We start from the raw sequence: 18,937 nt of genomic DNA on the forward strand, positions 1-18,937 counted from the left end.
GGCCCGCGTCAGTCGCGCCCGCGCGCCGGCGCGGTCGACCCCCGCACCACCAGTTCCGGCTCGAAGAGCAGCTCGTCGTGGGTGACCCGGACCCCGCCGATCTCCCCGACCAGCAGCTCCACCACGGCCCTGCCCATCGCGTCGATCGGCTGCCGCACGGTGGTCAGCGGCGGATCGGTGCAGGTCATGAAGGAGGAGTCGTCGTAACCGATCACCGAGACGTCCGCCGGCACCGAGAGCCCCGCGCGCCGCACCGCCCGGATCGCCCCGAGGGCGAGCGGGTCGCTCGCGCACACCACCCCGGTGACGCCCCGGCGCAGCAGCCGGGTGGTCGCCGCCTGCCCGCCCTCCAGCGAGAACAGCGCCCGCTCGACGCAGTCGTCCGGCAGCTCCAGGCCGAACTTCTCCGCGGCGGCCCTGGCCGCGGCCAGCTTCCGCCGGGACGGCACGTGGTCGGCCGGGCCGAGCACCAGGCCCACCCGCCGGTGCCCCAGCTGCCGCAGGTGCCCGAGGGCCTGCTCGACCGCGACCGCGTCGTCGCAGGAGACCCTGGGGAAGTCGAGGTCGTCGATGGCGGCGTTCAGCAGCACGGTGGGCAGGCTGCGCTCGGCCAGCCGGGCGTAGTGGTCGTGCGGGGCGTCGCCCTGCGCGTAGAGGCCGCCGAAGAAGACCACGCCGGAGACCTGCTGGGCCAGCAGCAGGTCGACGTAGTCCGCCTCCGACACCCCGCCCGCGGTCTGGGTGCAGAGCACCGGGGTGAACCCGTGGCCGGACAGGGCACCGCCGACGGCCTCGGCGAAGGCCGGGAAGATCGGGTTCTGGAGCTCGGGCAGCACGAGACCCACCAGCCTGGCCCGCTCCCCGCGCAGCTGGGTGGGCCGCTCGTAGCCGAGCACGTCCAGCGCGGTCAGCACCGCCGCCCGGGTCGCCTCCGAGACGCCGGGCTTGTCGTTGAGCACGCGGCTGACCGTCGCCTCGCTCACACCGACCTTCTTGGCCACCTCGGCAAGTCTTCGCGTCATGACGGGGAGTCTAGAGCAGGAACGCAAACGGCTTGCATCTTTTTGCAAGACCGTTTACGTCGGGACGGTCACGGGGGGACGACGCACGGGGAAGACGCACGGGGAAGACGCACGGGGCTCAGTGGACATCGCGCGCACAGCGCTCTCAGTAGACGTCCCGCACATAGCGCTTGTCGGCGGCCAGTTGCTTGAGGTGCACGGCGGCCTCCTCCTCGGTGAGGCCGCCGTGGGTGCGGGCGATCTCGCGCAGTGCGCCGTCCACGTCCCTGGCCATCCGGGCCGCGTCGCCGCAGACGTAGAGGTGGGCGCCGTTCTGCAGCCAGTCCCAGAGTCCGAGGCCGTGCTCGCGCATCCGGTCCTGGACGTAGACCTTGTTGCGCTGGTCCCGGGAGAAGGCGAGGTCGAGGCGGTCCAGGTGGCCCGAGGCCCGGAAGTCGGCCAGCTCCTCGCGGTAGTAGAAGTCCGTCGACTGCCGCTGCTCGCCGAAGAACAGCCAGTTGGGGCCGGTGTGGCCGCGGGCCCGGCGCTCCTCCAGGAAGCCGATGAAAGGGGCGACGCCGGTGCCGGGGCCGATCATGATCATCGGGGTGGCGGGGTCCGCCGGGGGCCGGAAGTGCGCGGTGGGCCGGACGAAGACCGGTACCGGGCCGTCGGCCGCGCGGTCGGCGAGGTAGGTGGAGCAGACGCCCTTGCGGATCCGGCCGGCGCCGTTGGGGTGACGGACCACCGAGACGGTCACCCGGATCTCGTCCGGGTGGACCAGCGGGCTGGAGGACACCGAGTACAGCCGGGGCTGGAGCGGCTTCAGCACCGCCGCCCAGTCGGCGGCCCCGGCCCGTACGGCGAGCGTGCCGACCACGTCGACGGCCTGCCGGCCCCAGGTCCACTTGGCCAGCTCCCCGGTGTTGTCCGGCCGCAGCAGCCGCTTGAGGACGCGGTCGCCGGACCGCTCCCCGACGAAGCGGAGCAGGTCCGGGGTGATCCGGGCGATCTCCAGGTGGCCGCCGAGCGCTTCGGCGAACGGGAGCTCTCCGGCGCCGGGGACGATGACGGCTGCGTCCGGGTCGAGGCCGGTGACGGCCAGCCACTCGGCCACCAGCTCGGGGCAGTTCCGGGCCCGGACGCCCAGGACGTCGCCGGCCCGGTAGCCGAGGTCGCCGTGGCGGTCGGTGCCGCCGAGGCCGTCCCTGGTGGCGAAGGCGAACTGCCGGACCTCCTTGGCGGAGCCGGGCAGGCTGAGCAGCCGGTTGCCGGTCACCCGGGCGCCGAAGGGCGACTCCTTGGAGTACCCGGACCGGGGCGCGGGGGCAGCCACCGGCGACGGCGCGGCGGTGGGGGTCGGGGCGGTGGGGGGCGGGGCGGCGCTCGGGGTGCCGCCGTCGGTCGGGGCGGCCGGGGCGGCCAGGGCGGCCAGGGCGGCCACCACCTGCTCCAACCACCGGTCGGCCGCGTCCTGGTAGTCGGGCTCGCAGTCCGCGCGCGGGGCGATCCTGGTCGCGCCGAGCTCCCCGAGCCGCTGGTCGAGGCGGCGCCCGTGGCCGCAGAAGTCGCTGTAGCTCGAATCGCCGAGCGCGAGCACGGCGTAGCGCAGCCCCTCGGCGCCCGGCGGCGCCCCGGCGAGCACCCCCTCCCAGAAGCCGGCGCCGTTGTCGGGGGCCTCGCCGTCGCCGAAGGTGCTGGTGATCAGGAGCACCGGCGCCCCGGCCGCCAGGACGGCGGGCCCGGCCCGGTCCATGGCGAGCAGCAGCGGCTGCCAGCCCTCGGCGACCAGGCGCTCGGCGACCGCGGCGGCGATCCCCTCGGCGGTGCCCGTCTGCGAGGCCCACAGGACGGTCACGGTCCGCCCCGGTTCTGCGACGGCCGACGGGCCGGCCGTGGCCTCGGCCGCCTCCGACGCCTCCCCCGGCCCGAGCGCCGCCGGTCCGAACGCCGCCACCGGTCCGGCCGGGAGGCGGGAGTACGCCCCGGCCAGCATGCCGTTGACCCACCGCGCCCGCTCGGGGTCGACCGGCGCCTGCGGCGGCAGTACCGGCACCCCGGCGGTGCCCGGCGGCGCGGCCGGGACACCGGCCAGGAAGCCCGCCAGATAGGCGCGTTCGGCGGCCGTCAGCCGCGGCGCCTCGACCGGGTCGAGGCCCAGCAGCCCTGCCAGCGCCGTGAGTTGCGGTCCCACGACCGGCTGGGACGGCTGCTCCGAGGTCACCGGCTCGGTCGACGGCACGGACTCCGCGACCGCGACGGGCTCGACTGCCGGCGGCGCTGCCGCCTCCGGCGGGACCGGGGCCGCGACCGGCCGCAGCGCGACCGCGCAGACCTTCAACTCCGGCTGGAACGACACCGGGTCGACCGCGTCACTGGTGACCGCGTTGATGCTGAGGTACTCGCCGAACAGGTCGTTCCAGTGGAACGGCGCGAAGCAGTCCCCCGGCCGCACCCGGTCGGTGACCACCGCCGGCAGCACGGCCCGGCCGCGTCTCGACGCCACCTCCAGCCGGTCGCCGTCGACCACGCCCAGCGCCTCCGCGTCCTCCGGGTGGATCTCGACGAACGGACCCGGGTCGAGCCGGTTGAGCCTGGCGACCCGGCCGGTCTTGGTGAGGGTGTGCCACTGGTGCTGCAGCCGCCCGGTGTTGAGGCAGAACGGGTAGTCCTGGTCCGGCAGTTCGGCGGGCGGCAGGTGCGGCCGGGCGAAGAACACCGCCCGCCCGGACGGGGTCGGGAAGGCCAGCCTCGGCCGGCTCCCGTCCTGCCGCTCCAGCAGCGTCTGGCTGACCCCGTCGTTGAGGTAGCGGACCGGGTTGCGCTCCGGCCCGTCGGGGTCGGCGGCCGGCCACTGCACCGGGGTCTCCCGCAGCCGGGCGTAGCTCACACCGCGCAGGTCCCAGCCGGTCTTCGGGTTCCAGGCCCGCTTGAGCTCCTCGAAGACCTCCTCCGCGCTCGCGTAGTCGAAGGCCTCGGCGAAGCCCATCTCGCAGGCCACCCGGGCGACGATGCGCCAGTCCGGCAGCGCCCCGCCGACCGGGTCGGCGGCCGGCCGGGCCAGGGTGAGGCCGCGCTCCGAGTTGACCAGCACGCCTTCCGTCTCGGCCCACAGGGCGGCGGGCAGCACCACGTCGGCATAGGCGTTGGTCTCGGTGTCGGCGAACACGTCCTGGGTGATGACGAGTTCGGCGGCCTCCAGTCCGGCGATGACGGTCTTCCGGTTGCCGACCGAGGCGACCGGATTGGTGCAGATGATCCAGCAGGCCTTGATCTCCCCCTCGGCCATCCGCTCGAACATCTCGACGGTGCCCCGGCCGGCCTCGGTGCGCAGCGTGCCGGGCGGCAGGCCCCACAGCTCCTCCGTGAAGGCCCGTTCCGCCGGGTCCAGCACCGACCGCTGCCCGGGCAGGCCCGGCCCCATGTAGCCCATCTCCCGGCCGCCCATCGCGTTGGGCTGGCCGGTGAGGGAGAACGGGCCGCTGCCGGGGCGGCAGATCGCGCCGGTGGCCAGGTGCAGGTTGACCAGGGCGTTGGTGTTCCAGGTGCCGTGGGTGGACTGGTTGAGCCCCATGGTCCAGCAGCTCGTCCACTCCGCAGCCGCGCCGATCATCCGGGCGGCGGCGCGGATGTCCTCCTCGGCGAGGCCGGTGGTGCGGGCGACCTCGGCGGGCGGGTAGTCCGCCAGGAAGCCGGGCATCTGCTCCCAACCCTCGGTGAACTCCTCGATGAAGGCCGGGTCGGTGTCGCCGTTCTCGACCAGCAGGTGCAGCAGTCCGTTGAGCAGCGCCAGGTCCGTACCGGGCCGGATCTGGAGGAAGAGGTCGGCCTTGTCGGCGGTGGCGGTGCGCCGGGGGTCGACGACGATCAGCTTGGCGCCCGCCTTCTTGACCCGGTCCATCATCCGCAGGAACAGGATCGGGTGGCAGTCGGCCATGTTGGAGCCGATCACCAGGAACACGTCCGCGTGGTCGAGGTCCCGGTAGGAGCCGGGCGGCCCGTCCGCGCCCAGCGACAGCTTGTAGCCGCTGCCCGCGCTCGCCATGCACAGCCGGGAGTTGGACTCGATCCGGCTGGTGCGGACGAAGCCCTTGGCGAGCTTGTTCACCAGGTACTGGGCCTCCAGCGTCAGCTGGCCCGAGACGTAGAAGGCCAGCGCGTCCGGCCCGTGCTCGTCGAGCACCGCCCGCAGCCGGCGCGCGGTGGCGGTGATGGCGGCGTCCACGTCCTCGGCCACGGGTTCGGCTCCGCGTTCGGCCCGGACCAGCGCGGTGGTCAGCCGCCCGGGCGCGGCGAGCATGTCCGCGGTGGTGGCGCCCTTGGTGCACAGCCGGCCGGCGTTGACGGGGTGGTCGCGGTCCCCGGACGCCTTCAGCACGGTGCGCCGCCCGGTCTCCCCGTCGACGGCCACGTCGAGCAGCATGCCGCAGCCGACACCGCAGTACGAGCAGACGGTGCGCACACGCTGGACGGGATTCGGGTCCGGTACCGTCACCACGGCTCCCTCTCAGGTAGCGATCTCCGGCCTCGGTCCTGCCGGTCCGTGCCGTCCGACGGTGAGGAGGCCCACCACCGGCACCGTAGGAAGACGGCGTTAACACGGGATCACGAACCCGGACGCCGTGCGTAAACCCCGCCGCACGGCCGGTGCCCGGCCCCGGTGAGTCCGGGGCCGGCCGCACCGCCCACCGGACGCACCCGACCCCGCGGACCCGGCCGACCGACCGCCTTCGCACACTGGCACGGCGGGTGGCCCGTTGCCAAGACGCCGCCGCGCCCGCACCCGCCGGGCGGCGGGGACGGACGCGGGGACGGGCGCGGGGACGTACGTATTGCGGCGTCAGCGCGACGCCGGCGGCACGGTGACCGGGGAGGACGCGCCGGGGAGGACGAGGCTCGGCGTCCCGCTGCCGTCGGCCGGGGTGGACCAGACGTCGGTGGCCTTGCTCCCGTGGGCCGGGAGGGCGTAGGCGAGGGTGCCGTCGTCGAGCCAGGCGGCCTGGTCGTCGACGCTCCGGGTCTCGGCGAGCGGGTGCTCGCGGAGGTCGGCCAGGTCGAGGACGTAGAGGCGCCAGGGGGCGACAGGGTCGGCGGAGACCTTCTTCTTGAAGGCGATCCGGGTCCCGTCCGGCGAGAGCGAGGGGCACTCGACGTTCTCCCGCAGGGTGCGGGCCGACCAGGCCTTGAGGTCGCCCTCGACCAGGTGGGTGCGGCCGCCCGTCGACACGGTGGCGTAGAAGCGGTTGTCGTCGGCCGCGAAGTTGACGCCCCAGTAGTTGATGTCGGCGGCGTGGTAGCGGGTGTCCCCGATCGTCAGCGGGATCTCCTCCACGGACTTGATCAGATAGCCGGTGCGCAGGTCCAGGACCGAGGTCCGGGTCGAGAACCGGCCGGCGGCGTAGGAGTCGCCGACGGCGAAGGTGGTCCAGGACAGCACCTGGCCGGAGGGCGACACCCGGGCCCGGTTGGGGATGCCGGGGACGGTCACCTTCCGGAGCTCGGTGAACCGGCGGTCGTAGACCACCGCCTCGGTGCGGGCCGGGGTTCCGGGCAGGGCGCGCAGGCACAGGGCCCGGTCCCCCGCGGCGTAGAACCGGGCACAGGACGGGCCGTCCGCCACACCGCCCGGGCTGCGGGCGACCCGGCCGGTGGCGGTGTCGCGGTAGTAGAGGCCGGGCTCCTCCAGGGTGAACGAGGCTTCCGCCGCGACGAGTTGCGGCCCGCCGCCGCGTTCCCTGGCGTGCAGCACATAGCCGAGGGCGCCGCCCAGGAGGACGAGCACGGCGAGGACCAGCGCGGTCGAACGGGACTTCATCGGGCCTTCCTTCCCGGGAGGATCCGCCAGGCGGCGGTGAGGGCGACGGCCAGGGCGAGGGCGGCCGCGGCCAGGGCCGGGCGCGGCCCCCACCAGGTCCAGGCCGCGCCGAAGCCGGCGGCGCCGACCAGGCGGGCCAGGGCCTGGCCGGTCTGGAGGACGGCGAGCCCGCTCGCCCGGCCCCGGACGGGGAGCGCGGGCGCGGCCAGGGCCATCAGCACGCCGTCGGTGGCGGCGTAGAAGACGCCGAGCAGGACGAGCACCAGCACCGCGACCGCCGGTCCGGCCGGGGCGAGCAGGGTGAGGTAGGCGGCGAGCAGGGCGCCGTGGCCGAGCAGGAACGGGATCCGCCGTCCGCTCCGGTCCGCGAGCCGCCCGGCCGGGACGGCGAGCAGCAGGTAGCAGGCCGCCGAGCCCAGCGGCAGCAGGGGGAACAGCGCGGCCGGGAGGTCGAGGCCGCGCTGGAGCAGCAGGTAGAGGAAGGAGTCGCCGATGGTGGCGGCACCGAGCAGGGCCGCGGCCACGACCACCCGCCGGAAGGCGGGGTCGGCGAGCACCCGGGGCGCGGTCCTGACCGGCTTGGGGGACGGGGCAGGCTTCGGGACCGGGGCCGGCTTGGGGGACGGGGCCGGCTTCGGGACCGGGGCCGGCTTGGGGACGCGCGTCGGCCGTACGAGGGTGGTCGGCGCCCCCGGGTCGGCGGGCACGAACAGCCCCAGCACCACCACGCCGAGCAGGCCGGTGGCGAAGCTGACCACGAACACCGCGTCGTAGGCGTCCGCCGTCGCCCACAGGACCAGGAACGCCACCAGCGGACCGAGCAGCGCCCCGGTGGTGTCCATCGCCCGGTGCACACCGAACGCCCGGCCGAGGGCCTCCGGCGGCGCGCTGAGCGTGATCATCGCGTCCCGGGGCGCGGTGCGCACCCCTTTGCCGAGCCGGTCGGCGGCCATCGCGGCGGCGATCCCGCCGGCCGCCCCGCCCGCCAGCAGCAGGCCGAGCCGGGAGAGGGCCGAGAGCAGGTAGCCCGCCCCGGCGACGGTCCGGTGGCGGCCGCCGCCCCGGTCGGCGAGCCGCCCGCCGAGGAGCCGGACCAGCGCCGTGGCGCCGTTGAACAGTCCGTCGAAGAAGCCGAACTGGAGGGGTGACAGGCCGAGGCCCAGCACCAGGTAGAGCGGCAGCACGGCGGTGACCATCTCCGAGGAGATGTCGGTGACCAGGCTGACCGCCCCGAGCGCGACGACCGTGCCGGGGACGCGCCGCCCCACCCCGACGGGGCGGGGCGGCGCGTCCGAACGGCGGCCGGTGGTGGCCAGGTACATCATCAGTGGCAGCTGTAGGTCGGGCTGGTGTCCTTGGCCTTGCCGTCCGTGCCGACGTAGCTCCAGCCGTACCCGGAGTCGGTGAAGTCGAGCTTCAGCACGCCGTACTCGCCGCTGATCCGCTTCTGGCTGTTCGGCTGGACCTGCTCGATCGGGTAGGGCTCGGCGCCGCCCATGCCGCCGACGATCTCGACGATCCCGTCCGCGGTGGCCTTCCCGTCCGGGTCCTGCGGGGCGAACCGCTCGTAGTGGTGGTCGTGGCCGTTGAGCACCAGGTCGGCCTTGGCGTCGTAGAGGATCCGCCACACCGGCCGGGAGACCGGGTCGTTGCCGTGCCCGCCCGAGGAGTACAGCGGGTGGTGCCAGTAGGCGGCGACGCACTTCTTGCCGTTCGCCGCGAGGTCGGCCTTCAGCCAGTCGATCTGGGCGCTCTGGTCGAAGGCGTTGGAGTCGAGGGCGACGAAGTGCCAGTTGCCCTCGTCGAAGCTGTACCAGCTCTTGCCCTGCGGATAGGCGATGCTGCCGAAGTAGGACTTGTAGCCGGCGAGGGAGCCGGCCGGGTCGTAGGTCTCGTGGTTGCCGGGGACGGGGTGGGTCTTCGCCTTGAACGCGCCCCAGGTCTTGTCGTAGTAGTTCTTGAAGTCCGCCAACCGGGCGTCGTCGTACTGGTTGTCGCCCATCGTCAGATAGAACTTCGGGTCGATCCGCTGGGCCAGCGCCGCGGTCTTCGGGTGCGCGCAGGCGCTGTCCGAGGCGGTGCACTGCGCGGCGATGTCGCCCGCCGCGACCACGGTGAAGGCCCCGCCCGGCGTGGGCCCGGTCGGGGACGGTCCGGTGGGCGTGGGCGTGGGCGTCGTGTCGGCCGTCCCGTAGACCTCCATCTCGATCAGCGAGTAGCCGTAGGAGGTGCCGCGCGCCGTCCCGTACATCCGGACGTAGCGGCCCTTCCCGCCCAGGCCGGTCCAGTCGTCCGTCCCGCCGTTGCCCGCCTTCTCCTCGGCGACCTGGGTCCAGGTCGTCCCGTCCGCGGACACCTCCAGGCGGTACGCCTTGGCGTAGGCGGCCTCCCAGACCAGCTTGATCCGCGAGACGGCGGCGCCCGCCCCGAGGTCGACCCGCAGCCACTGCGGGTCCTTCCCCTCGGCGCTCGCCCACCGCGTACCGGTGTTCCCGTCGAACGCCTTGCCCGCCGCGTACGACGAGCCCTCCGTGGACGAGGCCGTGGCGGCCTTGCCCCGCGAGAGCAGCGGATCGCCCGCCGCTCCCGCCCGCCCGGACCAGCCGAGCAACAGTCCGCCCACCAGCACGAGCACGGCGGCGAACACTCCGATGTGTACAGGCCTCACTGAGACTTCGGGACGCATCCCTGGACTCCCTGACCTCGAACGACGGCGAGAGCTGGACTCCGGCCCGGCCCGCACGCGGGCACGCCGGCCGAGCGGCGGCCCGCACCACCGCAGCGGCCGGGTCAGAGCTCTCGCTGAGCACGTCACGCCCCGCGGTGCGGGCGCCGCGCCAAGCCGCCGACGGGGAGCCTAGTGGTAAGTAAAGTTTCCTGACAATACCCGGACCGCGCCGAACTCCCTTGCGAACACCCGGGCCTACGTCGACCGACCGCCCACGCAGGCCCGGAAAAATACCCCCGGGGGTACAGTGGAGGAGAAGCACGAGCACCACGCACGGGCGGCACGGACGGAACCGCGCCGCCGCACCAGGAACGGAGCACCACATGGACCACGGGATCGCCGTCACCCTCGACCTGCCCTTCACCGAGGCCGTCGAACAGGTCCGGACCGCCCTCGCCGAACAGGGCTTCGGCGTGCTCACCGAGATCGACGTACGGGCCACCCTCCGGGCCAAGCTCGACGAGGAGCTCGAGGACTACCTGATCCTCGGCGCCTGCAACCCGCCCCTCGCCCACCGCGCCCTGACGGCCGACCGCCACATCGGACTGCTGCTCCCGTGCAACGTCGTGGTCCGCGCCGTCGACGGGGGCACCCTGGTCGAGGCCATGGACCCCCAGCTGCTCGTCCGGGTCACCGGCAAGCCCGAGCTCGCGGCCGTAGCCGACGAGGCGGCCGCCCGGCTGCGCGCGGCCCTGGACTCGCTCACCGCCTGACCGGCGGACGAGCGGGCGGGCCCACCCGGAGTGGGCCCTTTTCTTCGCCCTTCCGGATACCCCCACCCGTATTTTTCGCCCCTCGGCCGCCGAGGACCGGCCGCCCAAGAATTCGGAGCAACACGTGAACCACCCGGACACCACCCTCGACCGGCCGCCCGCCGCAGCACCCGCCGGACCGCCCGCCTCCCCGGGACCGCTCGGCCGGCTCGGCCTCTGGTCGGCCCGGCACGCCAGGACGGTCCTGGCCGGCTGGCTGCTGGCCGTCCTCGCCCTCGGTGCCTTCGCCCCGCAGGTCACCACCGCGCTCTCCGGCGCCGGCTGGCAGGCAGACGGCTCCGAATCGGTGAAGGCCCGGCAGGTCGCCGAACAGCACTTCGGCGGCAACGCCTCCACCGCGCTGCAGATCGTCGTCACCGCCGACCGGCCGATCGACGATCCGGCCGTCCAGCAGGTCCTCGCGCGGGCGTCCGCGCTCGCCTCCGCCGACCCCCGGGTGTCCACCGTGCTCCCGCCCCAGCCGGGCGCCACCATCGGCCCGGACGGCCGGACCGCCGTACTGCTCGCCGGGGCGAAGGCCTCCCCCGACGACATGGTCCGCGCCGCCGACGACCTCAAGGGCCCGCTGAACGCACTGTCCGGGGACGGCATCGACGTCCACGCCACCGGAGCCTCGGTGCTCTGGAGCGACTTCAACAAGGCCAACCACGACGCCATGATGAAGTCCGAGATCATGTCCTGGCCCGTCACCCTGGCCATCCTGGTACTGGCCTTCGGATCACTGGTCGCCGCCGGACTGCCGCTGCTGCTCACCCTCGCCGGGCTGGCCGCCTCCGCCGGGTCGCTGGTACTGATCGGCCACCTGTTCCCGGTCTCGGTCTGGGCGATGAACTTCGCGATGATGTTCGCCCTGGCCCTGGGCATCGACTACGCCCTGTTCCTGGTGGTCCGCTTCCGCGCCGCCCGTGCGCGCGGACGGGCCGACGCGGTCGCCGAGACCATGGACACCGCGGGCAAGGCCGTCCTGCTGTCCGGCGCGACGGTGCTGGTCAGCCTGTCGGCCGTGATGCTGGTGCCGTCGCCGGCGTTCAGGTCGATGGCCGGCGGCATCATGCTCGCCGTCCTGTTCGTGCTCGCCGCCACCCTCACCCTGCTGCCCGCCGTCCTCGGCCGGCTCGGCCACCGTGTCGACGCCCTCGCGCTGCCGCGGCTGAACGCGGGCCCGCACCGGTCGGCGCGCTTCGCCGCCTGGGGCGAGCGGCTGTGGCGGCACCCGCTGCGCTACGGCGCCGGGGCACTCGTCGTCCTGGTCGCCCTCGCCGCGCCCGTGCTCGGACTGCGCACCGCGATGCCCTCGATCACCGTCGTCCCGGAGGACAGCAGCGCCCGCGCCGGGTACGCGGCGGTCCAGCAGGCCTTCGGCCCGGGTGCGCCCGGCACCCTGCAGATCCTCCTCCCGGCCGAGGCGGACACGGACACGGGTGCACCGGACCTCGCGCGGGCCGCCGCCCGGGTCGCGGCCATGCCCGGGATCGCCGGGGTGCTGCCGGCGCAGCCCGCCGCCGACGGCTCCGGCTGGTCGATGCTCCAGGCCGTCCCGACCGTGGACCCGTCGAGCCCCGACCTCGCGCGCACCGTCGACACCCTGCGGGCCGAGCTCCCCTCGGACGCCCTGGTCGGGGGCGCCGCGGTGGAGAACCTGGACCTCCAGCACCTGCTCACCGCGAAGACCCCGCTGGTGATCGGCGTGGTGATGGCCCTGGGCTTCCTGCTCCTGCTGGTCGCCCTGCGGGCCCCGCTGATCTCGGCCCTCGGCACGGCCGCCGGCCTGCTGTCCACCGGTGCGGCCTTCGGCGTGGCCCGGCTGGTCTTCCAGGACGGCCACGGCGCGGGCCTGCTCGGCTTCGCCCCGCAGGGGTTCCTCGACGGGTGGGCGCCGGTGTTCTTCTTCGCGATGATCTTCGCCATCGCGATGGACTACACCGTCTTCCTGCTCGCCTCCGCCAAGGAGCACTACGAACGCACCGGCGACCCGCGCGAGGCGATGGTCGGCGCCCTCGCGCACTCCGGCCGGGTGATCTTCGCGGCGGCGGGCGTCATGGTCGCGGTGTTCTTCACCTTCGCGCTCTCCGGTCCGCTGCCGCCGAAGGAGATGGGCATCGTCCTCGGGGTCGCCGTACTGCTGGACGCCGCCCTGGTCCGGCTGGTGCTGCTGCCGGTCCTGCTGCGGCTCGCCGGCACCGCAGCCTGGCACACCCCGGCCTGGCTCGACCGCGTCCTGCCGCGGATCTCCTTCTCGCACGACTGAGCGGTGCCCTTCGGCGGCGGCCCGGACGGCCGGGCCGCCACCGAAGGGCGGCGGGTAACGAACACCAAGCGGCGGCGGATCCTCGCCGGCAGGTCATCACGGCGAGCGGCAGGTCACCACGGCGAAGGTCTCCGCGCACCTCGGGACCTCGTTGGCGGCAGGTCCCCCGTTCGGGAGTGCGGCCACCAACGGCCCGATCGGTGCCCCGCGAGCCGCCTACTTCTGCAGAGGCGATCCGTCCAGCGCCTCGGACACGAACCAGCATTCGAGCGCGAAAATCAGGCCGAAGACCACCGCACAGGCGATCGCCGAGATGGTGAACTGCCCGACCACAGTCTTCGCGAACCGCTTCACACGCCGCCCCCACCATCCGTTCCGCATCGGCCACAGTGACGCCTCCCGCCCCCGGCCGGTTCCACCGTCGCCGAGCCGCTTCTCCCGCGCCGGGCGGCCGGGCGACCCCGATCGCCCGGCCGCCCGGCCGTGCCGCGCTCAGCGGCGGCCCAGGATCCTCGCCAGCAGGCCGCCGACGCCGCCACCACCGCCGCCCGTGCCCGGGGCGCAGGCGCAGCGGTCTGCCTTGGGGACTCCGGCCAGGACCTGGTCGACGTGCATGCCGCACCCCGCGTAACCGGCCTTGCCGCAGGTGCGGCACGTAGTTCGACGACACATCTCGGGACTCCTCGGATCGGGTGGGGGAAGGTTCTCCCTCCGCCTCCAGGATACGGGTGGGGGTATTTTTCCGTCGTCGCCCCCCGGGTCAGGCGGTACCGACGAGGCGGAAGGCCAGGCAGACCACGGCCGTGCCGTCCTCGACCGGGGTGCCCAGGCGGCGCCAGTAGCCGCGATGCCCTTCGCGCCACTCCGCGAGCGAGGCGTCGCCCTCCCCCTCGGCCCGGGCGTGCTCCCAGGTCACCGCGCCGAAGGTGGTCACCTCCACGCCGGTGATCTCGATCTCGGCGACGAAGCCCCCGTCGTCGTCCACCAGTGCCAGCCGTTCACCGGGCAGCTCCAGTTCCTCCGACTCCTCGACGTACAGCGCGAGCAGGCCGGTGGTGGCGGTCTTCCGGCCCGCCAGGACAAGGGAGTTCAGCTCGGCGCGGATGCCGCCCGGGGTGCCGAGCTCCATCGAGCGCATGCCGTTGACGCGGGGCCACATCCTGGCCGTCCCTTCCGTCGAGCACTCCCGGCACCCGGACTCCGGCCCGCGGACCGAAGCCGCGCAGTGGCGGTAACGGTCGATTTCGGTTCGATTACGGTGTGTCGCTTTGCTGACCGATTGGGCGGGAGTGTGGTGATTGATCTTGTTGGCACCGGGGCGGAGCCGCTCTCATAATTCCAGCCAGACGCGTGTTGCGCGGCCAATGACGGCCGCCGAGGTGCCCGTGAGCGGCCGCGCGCGAAACCTTCTGCTCCTTTCCTGGGGGAACCCCTTGTCCGCGCACGATCACGTGCCGCCTGCCGCCGATCCGGCGCAGGCGTCCGCACCGGACCGATCCGCCGTCCCCGTCCCCGGCACGCCGCCCGAAGGGCCGGCCCACGCACCTGGCGCACCCGTTCCGGCGGCGCCGCCCGCCGGAACCCCGGACGCACCCGGCACCCCTGACGCCCCGGGCCGGAAGCTGCCGCGGGCCGTCGGCGTCGCGCTGGCGACCGTCGGCCTGCTCGCCGTGACGACGGTCAGCGCGACCGTGACGGTGGCCGTCGGCAAGCCGGACCACCGGCCGGCCGTCGCCGCCGCGACCGCCCCCGCGACGGCCACCACCTCGGCCGCCGGGACCGCGAGCACCGCGCCCACCGCCGCCGCCACGCCGACCACCGCTCCCCCGGCCGCGCCGGCACCCGCGCCCGTGCCCACGCCGACGAGCACCCTCAAGGGCACGGTCAGCAACGGGCGGCACGACGGCGACCTCCAGTACTTCCTGCTCCCGATCCCCGAGGGCGGCGAGTCGTACGGCCCGGCCGACGGCATGCTGCTGACGGACAAGGACATGGGCGACCAGATGGGCGGCGCCGAGGCCATCAAGGCGCTCAAGTCCTTCGGCTACAAGGACTCCGCCACCCGCACCTACCGCACGGCGGACGGCAAGGCCGAGGTCACCGTGACCCTGCTGCGCTTCTCGACCCCCGCCCGGGCCGCCGAGGTCGCCCGCAACTACACCCTGGACGGTCTCGACCCGATCGAGATCACCGGCGACCCGGCCGCCCACGGATACGTCGACAAGCCCAAGCAGCAGGCCTACACCGGCTCGATGAGCGGCATCTCCAGCCAGGGCGACGTGCAGTACATCATCGACGTCGAAGTGAAGGGCACCCCGGACAAGGCGCTGCTCAGCGAGCTGATGAAGCGCCAGCGCGACTGGCTGACCTCCGGTCGCTGAGCCCCCCGGCCCTCCCCTTCCCCCTTCCTGGAGCACTCGCATGACCACCGATCCCGTGGCGCCGTCGCCCGTCGACGCGCCACCGCCCACTCCGCCCGCCGGGGCGCCGGCCCTGCCGTCCGCCCCGCCGGAGGCCGCGCCGCTCGCGGCGATGCCGTCCGAGGACAGCCCCGCCGAGCCGCCCGCGCGCGGCCCGCGCCGCCCCCGCCCGGTCCTGCTGCTGGTCTCCGGGCTGGTGCTCGGCACCGTGGCCGGTGGCGGCGTCGGCTACGCGATCCAGGCGAACCGGCCGCCCACGCCGCTGCCGCCGGTCCAGGTCGCGCTGCCGTCCTACCCCGCCGGGGCGCTGGACCCGGCCGTGGCGGCCGCCGCCGCGCCCTCGCCGCTCGCCATCGACGGCGACCTGCGCAAGCTGCTGCTGACCGCGCCGAGCGGCAGCAGTGCCTGGGACGACTACCCGGACACCCCGAGCTGGGTCACAGCCGGCGAGCTGGCCGAGCACGAGGGCAGGACCGCCGCCGTGTTCAAGCAGCTGAACACCCGCGGCTTCCGGCGCGCCGTGGAGATCGACTGGAAGCAGGGCGACCTCAAGGTCCGGGTCTCCCTGATCCAGTACACGGCCGACCGGGCCGCCGAGGCCGCCGCCCGTACGCTCGGCCGGCCCCTCGAACCGTTCGCGCCCGAGGCCAACGGCGGCTACGAGGTGGACTCCAAGGCGTCGTACTGGGCCGAGACCACCGAGCCCTTCTACGGAGCCGACGCCGTCGCACAGCGCGGCACCGTCGTGATGGAGGTCAAGGTGTTCGGCACCCGACCGGTGTCCCCCGAGGTCCTCAAGGACCTCGCCAAGCGGCAGTGGGAGCGGCTGGTATGAGCGACAGCGACGTCATCGTCCCCGGCGCCCCCGCCGTGACGACGCCCGAGGTCCCGGCAGTCCCGGACGTCCGGACCGCCCCTGCGTCCGACGTACCGCCCCCGCCCCGGCCCCCGCGCCGGCTGCTCCGCGCGGGTGGAGCGACCGTGGCCGCGGCCCTGGTCGGCGTGGTGATCGGGATCGGCATCATCGAGGTCCGCTACGACGACCCCACGCCCGCGACCGCCGCCGCGACACCGGTCTCCGCGCCCGCGCCCAGTGCCACGGCCACCCCGTTCGGCGCGAAGTCCAACGGCAACCACTTCGGCTCGCTGCGCGACCTGCTGCTGCCCGTCCCGGCGGGCTACACGCTCGGCGCGGACGACGGCGGCTTCGGCAACGACGTCGAGCTGACGGGGGAGCAGCTGCTCGCCGCCGAGCTGGACGACGCGGTCCTGCCGATGCCCAAGGAGCAGCAGGACAGGCTCCGCAAGTACTGGAACGACCTGCACGTGAAGGCCGCCGGAGTGCGTACCTACACGACCCAGTCGGGCGAGCTGGCGATCAGCATGAAGCTGCACCAGTTCAACCAGCAGGAGGTGCAGAAGCTGAACGAGTACACGGCGATCTTCACCGGTGAGACCGGCATCTTCCGCACCGGCCCCACCGTGCCCGGCCACGCCGAGGCGCACTGCTACCTGCTGCCGGCCCCGCCGTCCGCGCCGATCGACCGCCTGGAGTGCTCGGCCGCCGAGGGCGACCTCCTGGTCGTCATGGCGGTCGAGGGCGTGGCCCCGCTGCCCAAGGACCGGATCGTCGCCCTCCTGGCCCAGCAGCTCGACCGTCTCGCCATCCCGGGAGCGTCCGTATGACCGACAGCACCACGCCGCAGGAAACCGCCGCCCCGGCGGAAGGTCCCGTCCTGCCCGAGGAGATCGACGGCCCTGCGGTCGGGGTGCCCTCCACCGGCACGCCGGCGGACGGCGAGCGGACGGCCCGCCGCGCCCGGCGTCGCCGTGCCGCCGTGCGGTGGGGTGCGGCCGTCGTGGTCTGCGCGCTGGCCGGCACGGGTACCGCGCTGGCCGTGACGGCACCGGAGCGCACCGACCTGCCCGGCCTGGCGACCCCGAAGGACGGCCGGTACACCTTCCCGGCCCTGGTGCTCCCGCAGCTGCCCTCCGGTCAGTCGGTACCGAGGGAGAGCAAGGGCCGGCACGCGGCCGACCTCCGTACCCTGCTGCTTCCGGTTCCCGTCGAGGCGGGCGGCTCACTCGTACCTGCTGCCGCCCCGTCGGCCCCGGCTCCGGGCGCCAGCGGCTCGGCGTCCCCGTCCGCTCCGGGCTCCACGTCGGCCTCGCCGGCCGGCACCTCCTCGGCGTCCCCCGCTGCCCCGGTCGGCCCGACCCCGGCGGGACGGGTCTCCTGCGAGGCGATCACCGCCGACTGGAAGGACCCCGGCTCGCTGCGGGCGCTGCTGCTGCAGAACGCCTGCCGCGATGCCGCCGTCCGCGAGTGGACGGCCGCCGACGGCACCCGGACGCAGATCCGGCTGCTGTCCTTCGGCTCCCAGGCCGAGGCATGGCCGATGTTCGACAAGCTGCGGAGGACGGGCGAGCCCAAGGACTCCTCGGGCGGCGTGCGGACCGGTGACACCCAGGGCTGGGACACGGTGTTCGGCGTCGACCTCGCCACCCGCGAGGTGCCCGGCGCCCCGCCCGCCACCCGGATCGCCTTCCTCTCGGCGGGGAACGTCACGGGCGTGATCACGATGACCAACCCCAAGGGCGTGCCCACCGCGGCCTTCCGGCAGGTGGTGACGCTCCAGTCCGACCTGCTGGCCTGAGCCGGACGGCGGACAGCGAACGGCGACGAACGACGAACGGACCGGGCGGAGTCACCGCCCGGTCCGTCCACTCCCCCGTTCCCCCGCTCCCCCGTCCCCCCGTTCCCCCGTTACCGGGAGGTCAGGAGCAGTTGGTGAAGGTCGGGCTGGTGTTGGCGATGTACAGCGTCGCGCCGGCCTGCGGGTCGTAGGTGAGCGGCACGGTGAGGGTGTCCTCGGCCGTCCAGGGCAGGCCGCGGGCGTCGAAGGTCCAGGTGCCGGTCACCTTGCGGGCCAGCTCGGCGAGCGTCACCCAGCCGTACTGCTGCGGCGGGACGGACACCGCGACGCTGTTGTTGACGGTGGTCGACCCCTGCCAGACGTTGTTGTAGTGCAGTGCGGTGCTGACCACGGTGGTGAGCGCCCCGCCGGGCACGCCGCCGGAGATCTGCGTCCCCATGTCGGCGCCGATGCTGTTGGACCATCCGCTCATATTGGTGACCGAGAAGGCCTGCTGGACGGTGCCGGAGGTGTTGTTGAACCAGACCGAGGAGACGCAGACCTTCGGCAGCGGGGCCGCCGGGGCCTCGCTCTTCAGCGCCCAGGAGCAGGTGGAGATGTCCTTCTGGCACTGCTTGGCGGCGTGGTCGACGGCGAGGTTGCGGGCCGCCGCGGGGAAGCCGGTGGACCAGCGCTGGTTCACCGTCCCGTTGCAGGCGTACTGGTCGGTCCAGGCGTCGTCGTAGTTGCCGCCGAGCAGCAGGTCCAGACAGGTGTTGTCGCCCTGGTGCCGGATCATGAACGAGTCCTCGGCACCCGGGACCGGCTGGAAGAACCACTTCTGGCTGGCCTGGCCGGCACAGGTCTGCTGGCGCAGGGCGGGGGTGAGCCAGGCGAGGTCGATGCACTTGCCGGTGGTGTTGTTGACGATCGTGAACGAGGAGTCCGAGGCGTCGACGTTCAGCCGCCAGGACTGGTGGTAGCCGGGCGCCGAGTTGGTGACGATGTACGCGCCGTCGCCGGTCGAGCCGTTCTGGACGTCGAGCCGGCGGCCGTTGCTCAGCGAGGTGATGGTCAGGCACTGCTGCGGGGTGGCACAGGCCGCCGCTGCTCCGGTGACGGCCGCGTCGGCCCGCGTCGCCGTGAACGGCGCGGTGGTGAGGCCGAGCGCGGCGCAGCAGGTCACCAGGACGGCCGCGAGCAGGCGCAGCCAGGGGGCGGTTCGGCGGCTCGGGGCCGCGGGCGGGGCGGAGGTCGACAGCACGGGTCGGTCCTTTCGTCGGGAGGGGAAGGCTGGTGCGGTGCGGACGGGCGAG

The 18,937-nt window shown here is 74.1% G+C and carries 15 protein-coding genes; 6 read left to right on the top strand and 9 right to left on the bottom strand.

What is annotated here, in order from left to right:
• Positions 1–8: 8 nt before the first annotated feature.
• From IF01_RS0123560 to IF01_RS0123580, 5 genes are all read right to left on the bottom strand, one after another.
• A complete protein-coding gene (locus tag IF01_RS0123560; RefSeq protein WP_030395509.1) occupies positions 9–1,022 on the bottom strand; it encodes a LacI family DNA-binding transcriptional regulator in 1,014 nt (337 codons plus the stop codon).
• Between the two features lie 145 nt (positions 1,023–1,167).
• Positions 1,168–5,496, bottom strand: coding sequence for a bifunctional nitrate reductase/sulfite reductase flavoprotein subunit alpha (locus tag IF01_RS0123565; RefSeq protein ID WP_030395510.1), 4,329 nt, complete (start codon positions 5,494–5,496; stop codon positions 1,168–1,170).
• A gap of 345 nt (positions 5,497–5,841) precedes the next feature.
• Positions 5,842–6,816 carry a TolB-like translocation protein gene (locus tag IF01_RS0123570; protein WP_030395511.1) on the bottom strand — a complete coding sequence of 325 codons (975 nt, stop codon included), beginning with the start codon at positions 6,814–6,816 and terminating at the stop codon, positions 5,842–5,844.
• The gene (locus IF01_RS0123575) at positions 6,813–8,138 is read right to left on the bottom strand and encodes an MFS transporter (RefSeq protein ID WP_030395512.1); all 1,326 of its coding nucleotides are present in this window, start codon (positions 8,136–8,138) and stop codon (positions 6,813–6,815) included. Before IF01_RS0123575 ends, IF01_RS0123570 begins: the two co-directional genes overlap by 4 nt.
• Before the next feature lie 2 nt (positions 8,139–8,140).
• Entirely contained in the window at positions 8,141–9,463 is a 1,323-nt protein-coding gene (locus tag IF01_RS0123580; protein WP_244215602.1) for a discoidin domain-containing protein, read from the bottom strand.
• A gap of 404 nt (positions 9,464–9,867) precedes the next feature.
• On the opposite strand from IF01_RS0123580, the gene IF01_RS0123585 reads away from it, so the two are divergent.
• Together IF01_RS0123585 and IF01_RS0123590 are read left to right on the top strand one after the other, a co-directional pair.
• Positions 9,868–10,257: a DUF302 domain-containing protein gene (locus tag IF01_RS0123585; RefSeq protein ID WP_030395514.1), complete on the top strand. Its 390-nt coding sequence runs from the start codon at positions 9,868–9,870 to the stop codon at positions 10,255–10,257.
• A gap of 124 nt (positions 10,258–10,381) precedes the next feature.
• Positions 10,382–12,565: an MMPL family transporter gene (locus tag IF01_RS0123590; RefSeq protein ID WP_030395515.1), complete on the top strand. Its 2,184-nt coding sequence runs from the start codon at positions 10,382–10,384 to the stop codon at positions 12,563–12,565.
• 216 nt (positions 12,566–12,781) lie between these two features.
• Here IF01_RS0123590 and IF01_RS48435 read toward each other — a convergent pair whose 3' ends face one another.
• The 3 genes from IF01_RS48435 to IF01_RS0123605 form a co-directional block, all read right to left on the bottom strand.
• The gene (locus IF01_RS48435) at positions 12,782–12,919 is read right to left on the bottom strand and encodes a hypothetical protein (protein ID WP_157855322.1); all 138 of its coding nucleotides are present in this window, start codon (positions 12,917–12,919) and stop codon (positions 12,782–12,784) included.
• A gap of 138 nt (positions 12,920–13,057) precedes the next feature.
• Complete coding sequence (locus IF01_RS51115; protein ID WP_030395516.1) at positions 13,058–13,237, bottom strand: DUF8730 family Cys-rich protein; 180 nt, start codon at positions 13,235–13,237, stop codon at positions 13,058–13,060.
• Between the two features lie 88 nt (positions 13,238–13,325).
• Entirely contained in the window at positions 13,326–13,724 is a 399-nt protein-coding gene (locus tag IF01_RS0123605; protein WP_030395517.1) for an ASCH domain-containing protein, read from the bottom strand.
• Positions 13,725–13,998: 274 nt separating this feature from the next.
• Between IF01_RS0123605 and IF01_RS49335 the strand changes: the two genes are divergently transcribed.
• The 4 genes from IF01_RS49335 to IF01_RS0123625 are packed head-to-tail and all read left to right on the top strand — an operon-like array spanning position 13,999 to position 17,642.
• Positions 13,999–14,946 carry a hypothetical protein gene (locus IF01_RS49335; protein WP_157855323.1) on the top strand — a complete coding sequence of 316 codons (948 nt, stop codon included), beginning with the start codon at positions 13,999–14,001 and terminating at the stop codon, positions 14,944–14,946.
• 40 nt (positions 14,947–14,986) lie between these two features.
• The gene (locus tag IF01_RS46965; protein ID WP_030395519.1) at positions 14,987–15,820 is read left to right on the top strand and encodes a hypothetical protein; all 834 of its coding nucleotides are present in this window, start codon (positions 14,987–14,989) and stop codon (positions 15,818–15,820) included.
• Complete coding sequence (locus IF01_RS46970; protein WP_030395520.1) at positions 15,817–16,671, top strand: hypothetical protein; 855 nt, start codon at positions 15,817–15,819, stop codon at positions 16,669–16,671. The genes IF01_RS46965 and IF01_RS46970 overlap by 4 nt, the downstream gene beginning before the upstream one ends.
• Positions 16,668–17,642, top strand: a complete 975-nt coding sequence (locus IF01_RS0123625; protein ID WP_030395521.1) for a hypothetical protein — start codon at positions 16,668–16,670, stop codon at positions 17,640–17,642. Before IF01_RS46970 ends, IF01_RS0123625 begins: the two co-directional genes overlap by 4 nt.
• A gap of 121 nt (positions 17,643–17,763) precedes the next feature.
• Here the strand turns inward: IF01_RS0123625 and IF01_RS0123630 are convergent, their stop codons facing one another.
• Entirely contained in the window at positions 17,764–18,885 is a 1,122-nt protein-coding gene (locus IF01_RS0123630; protein WP_030395522.1) for an RICIN domain-containing protein, read from the bottom strand.
• Between the last annotated feature and the right edge of the window lie 52 nt (positions 18,886–18,937).

The sequence above is a fragment of the Kitasatospora purpeofusca genome (assembly GCF_000718025.1).
Classification (GTDB): Bacteria; Actinomycetota; Actinomycetes; order Streptomycetales; family Streptomycetaceae; genus Kitasatospora; species Kitasatospora purpeofusca.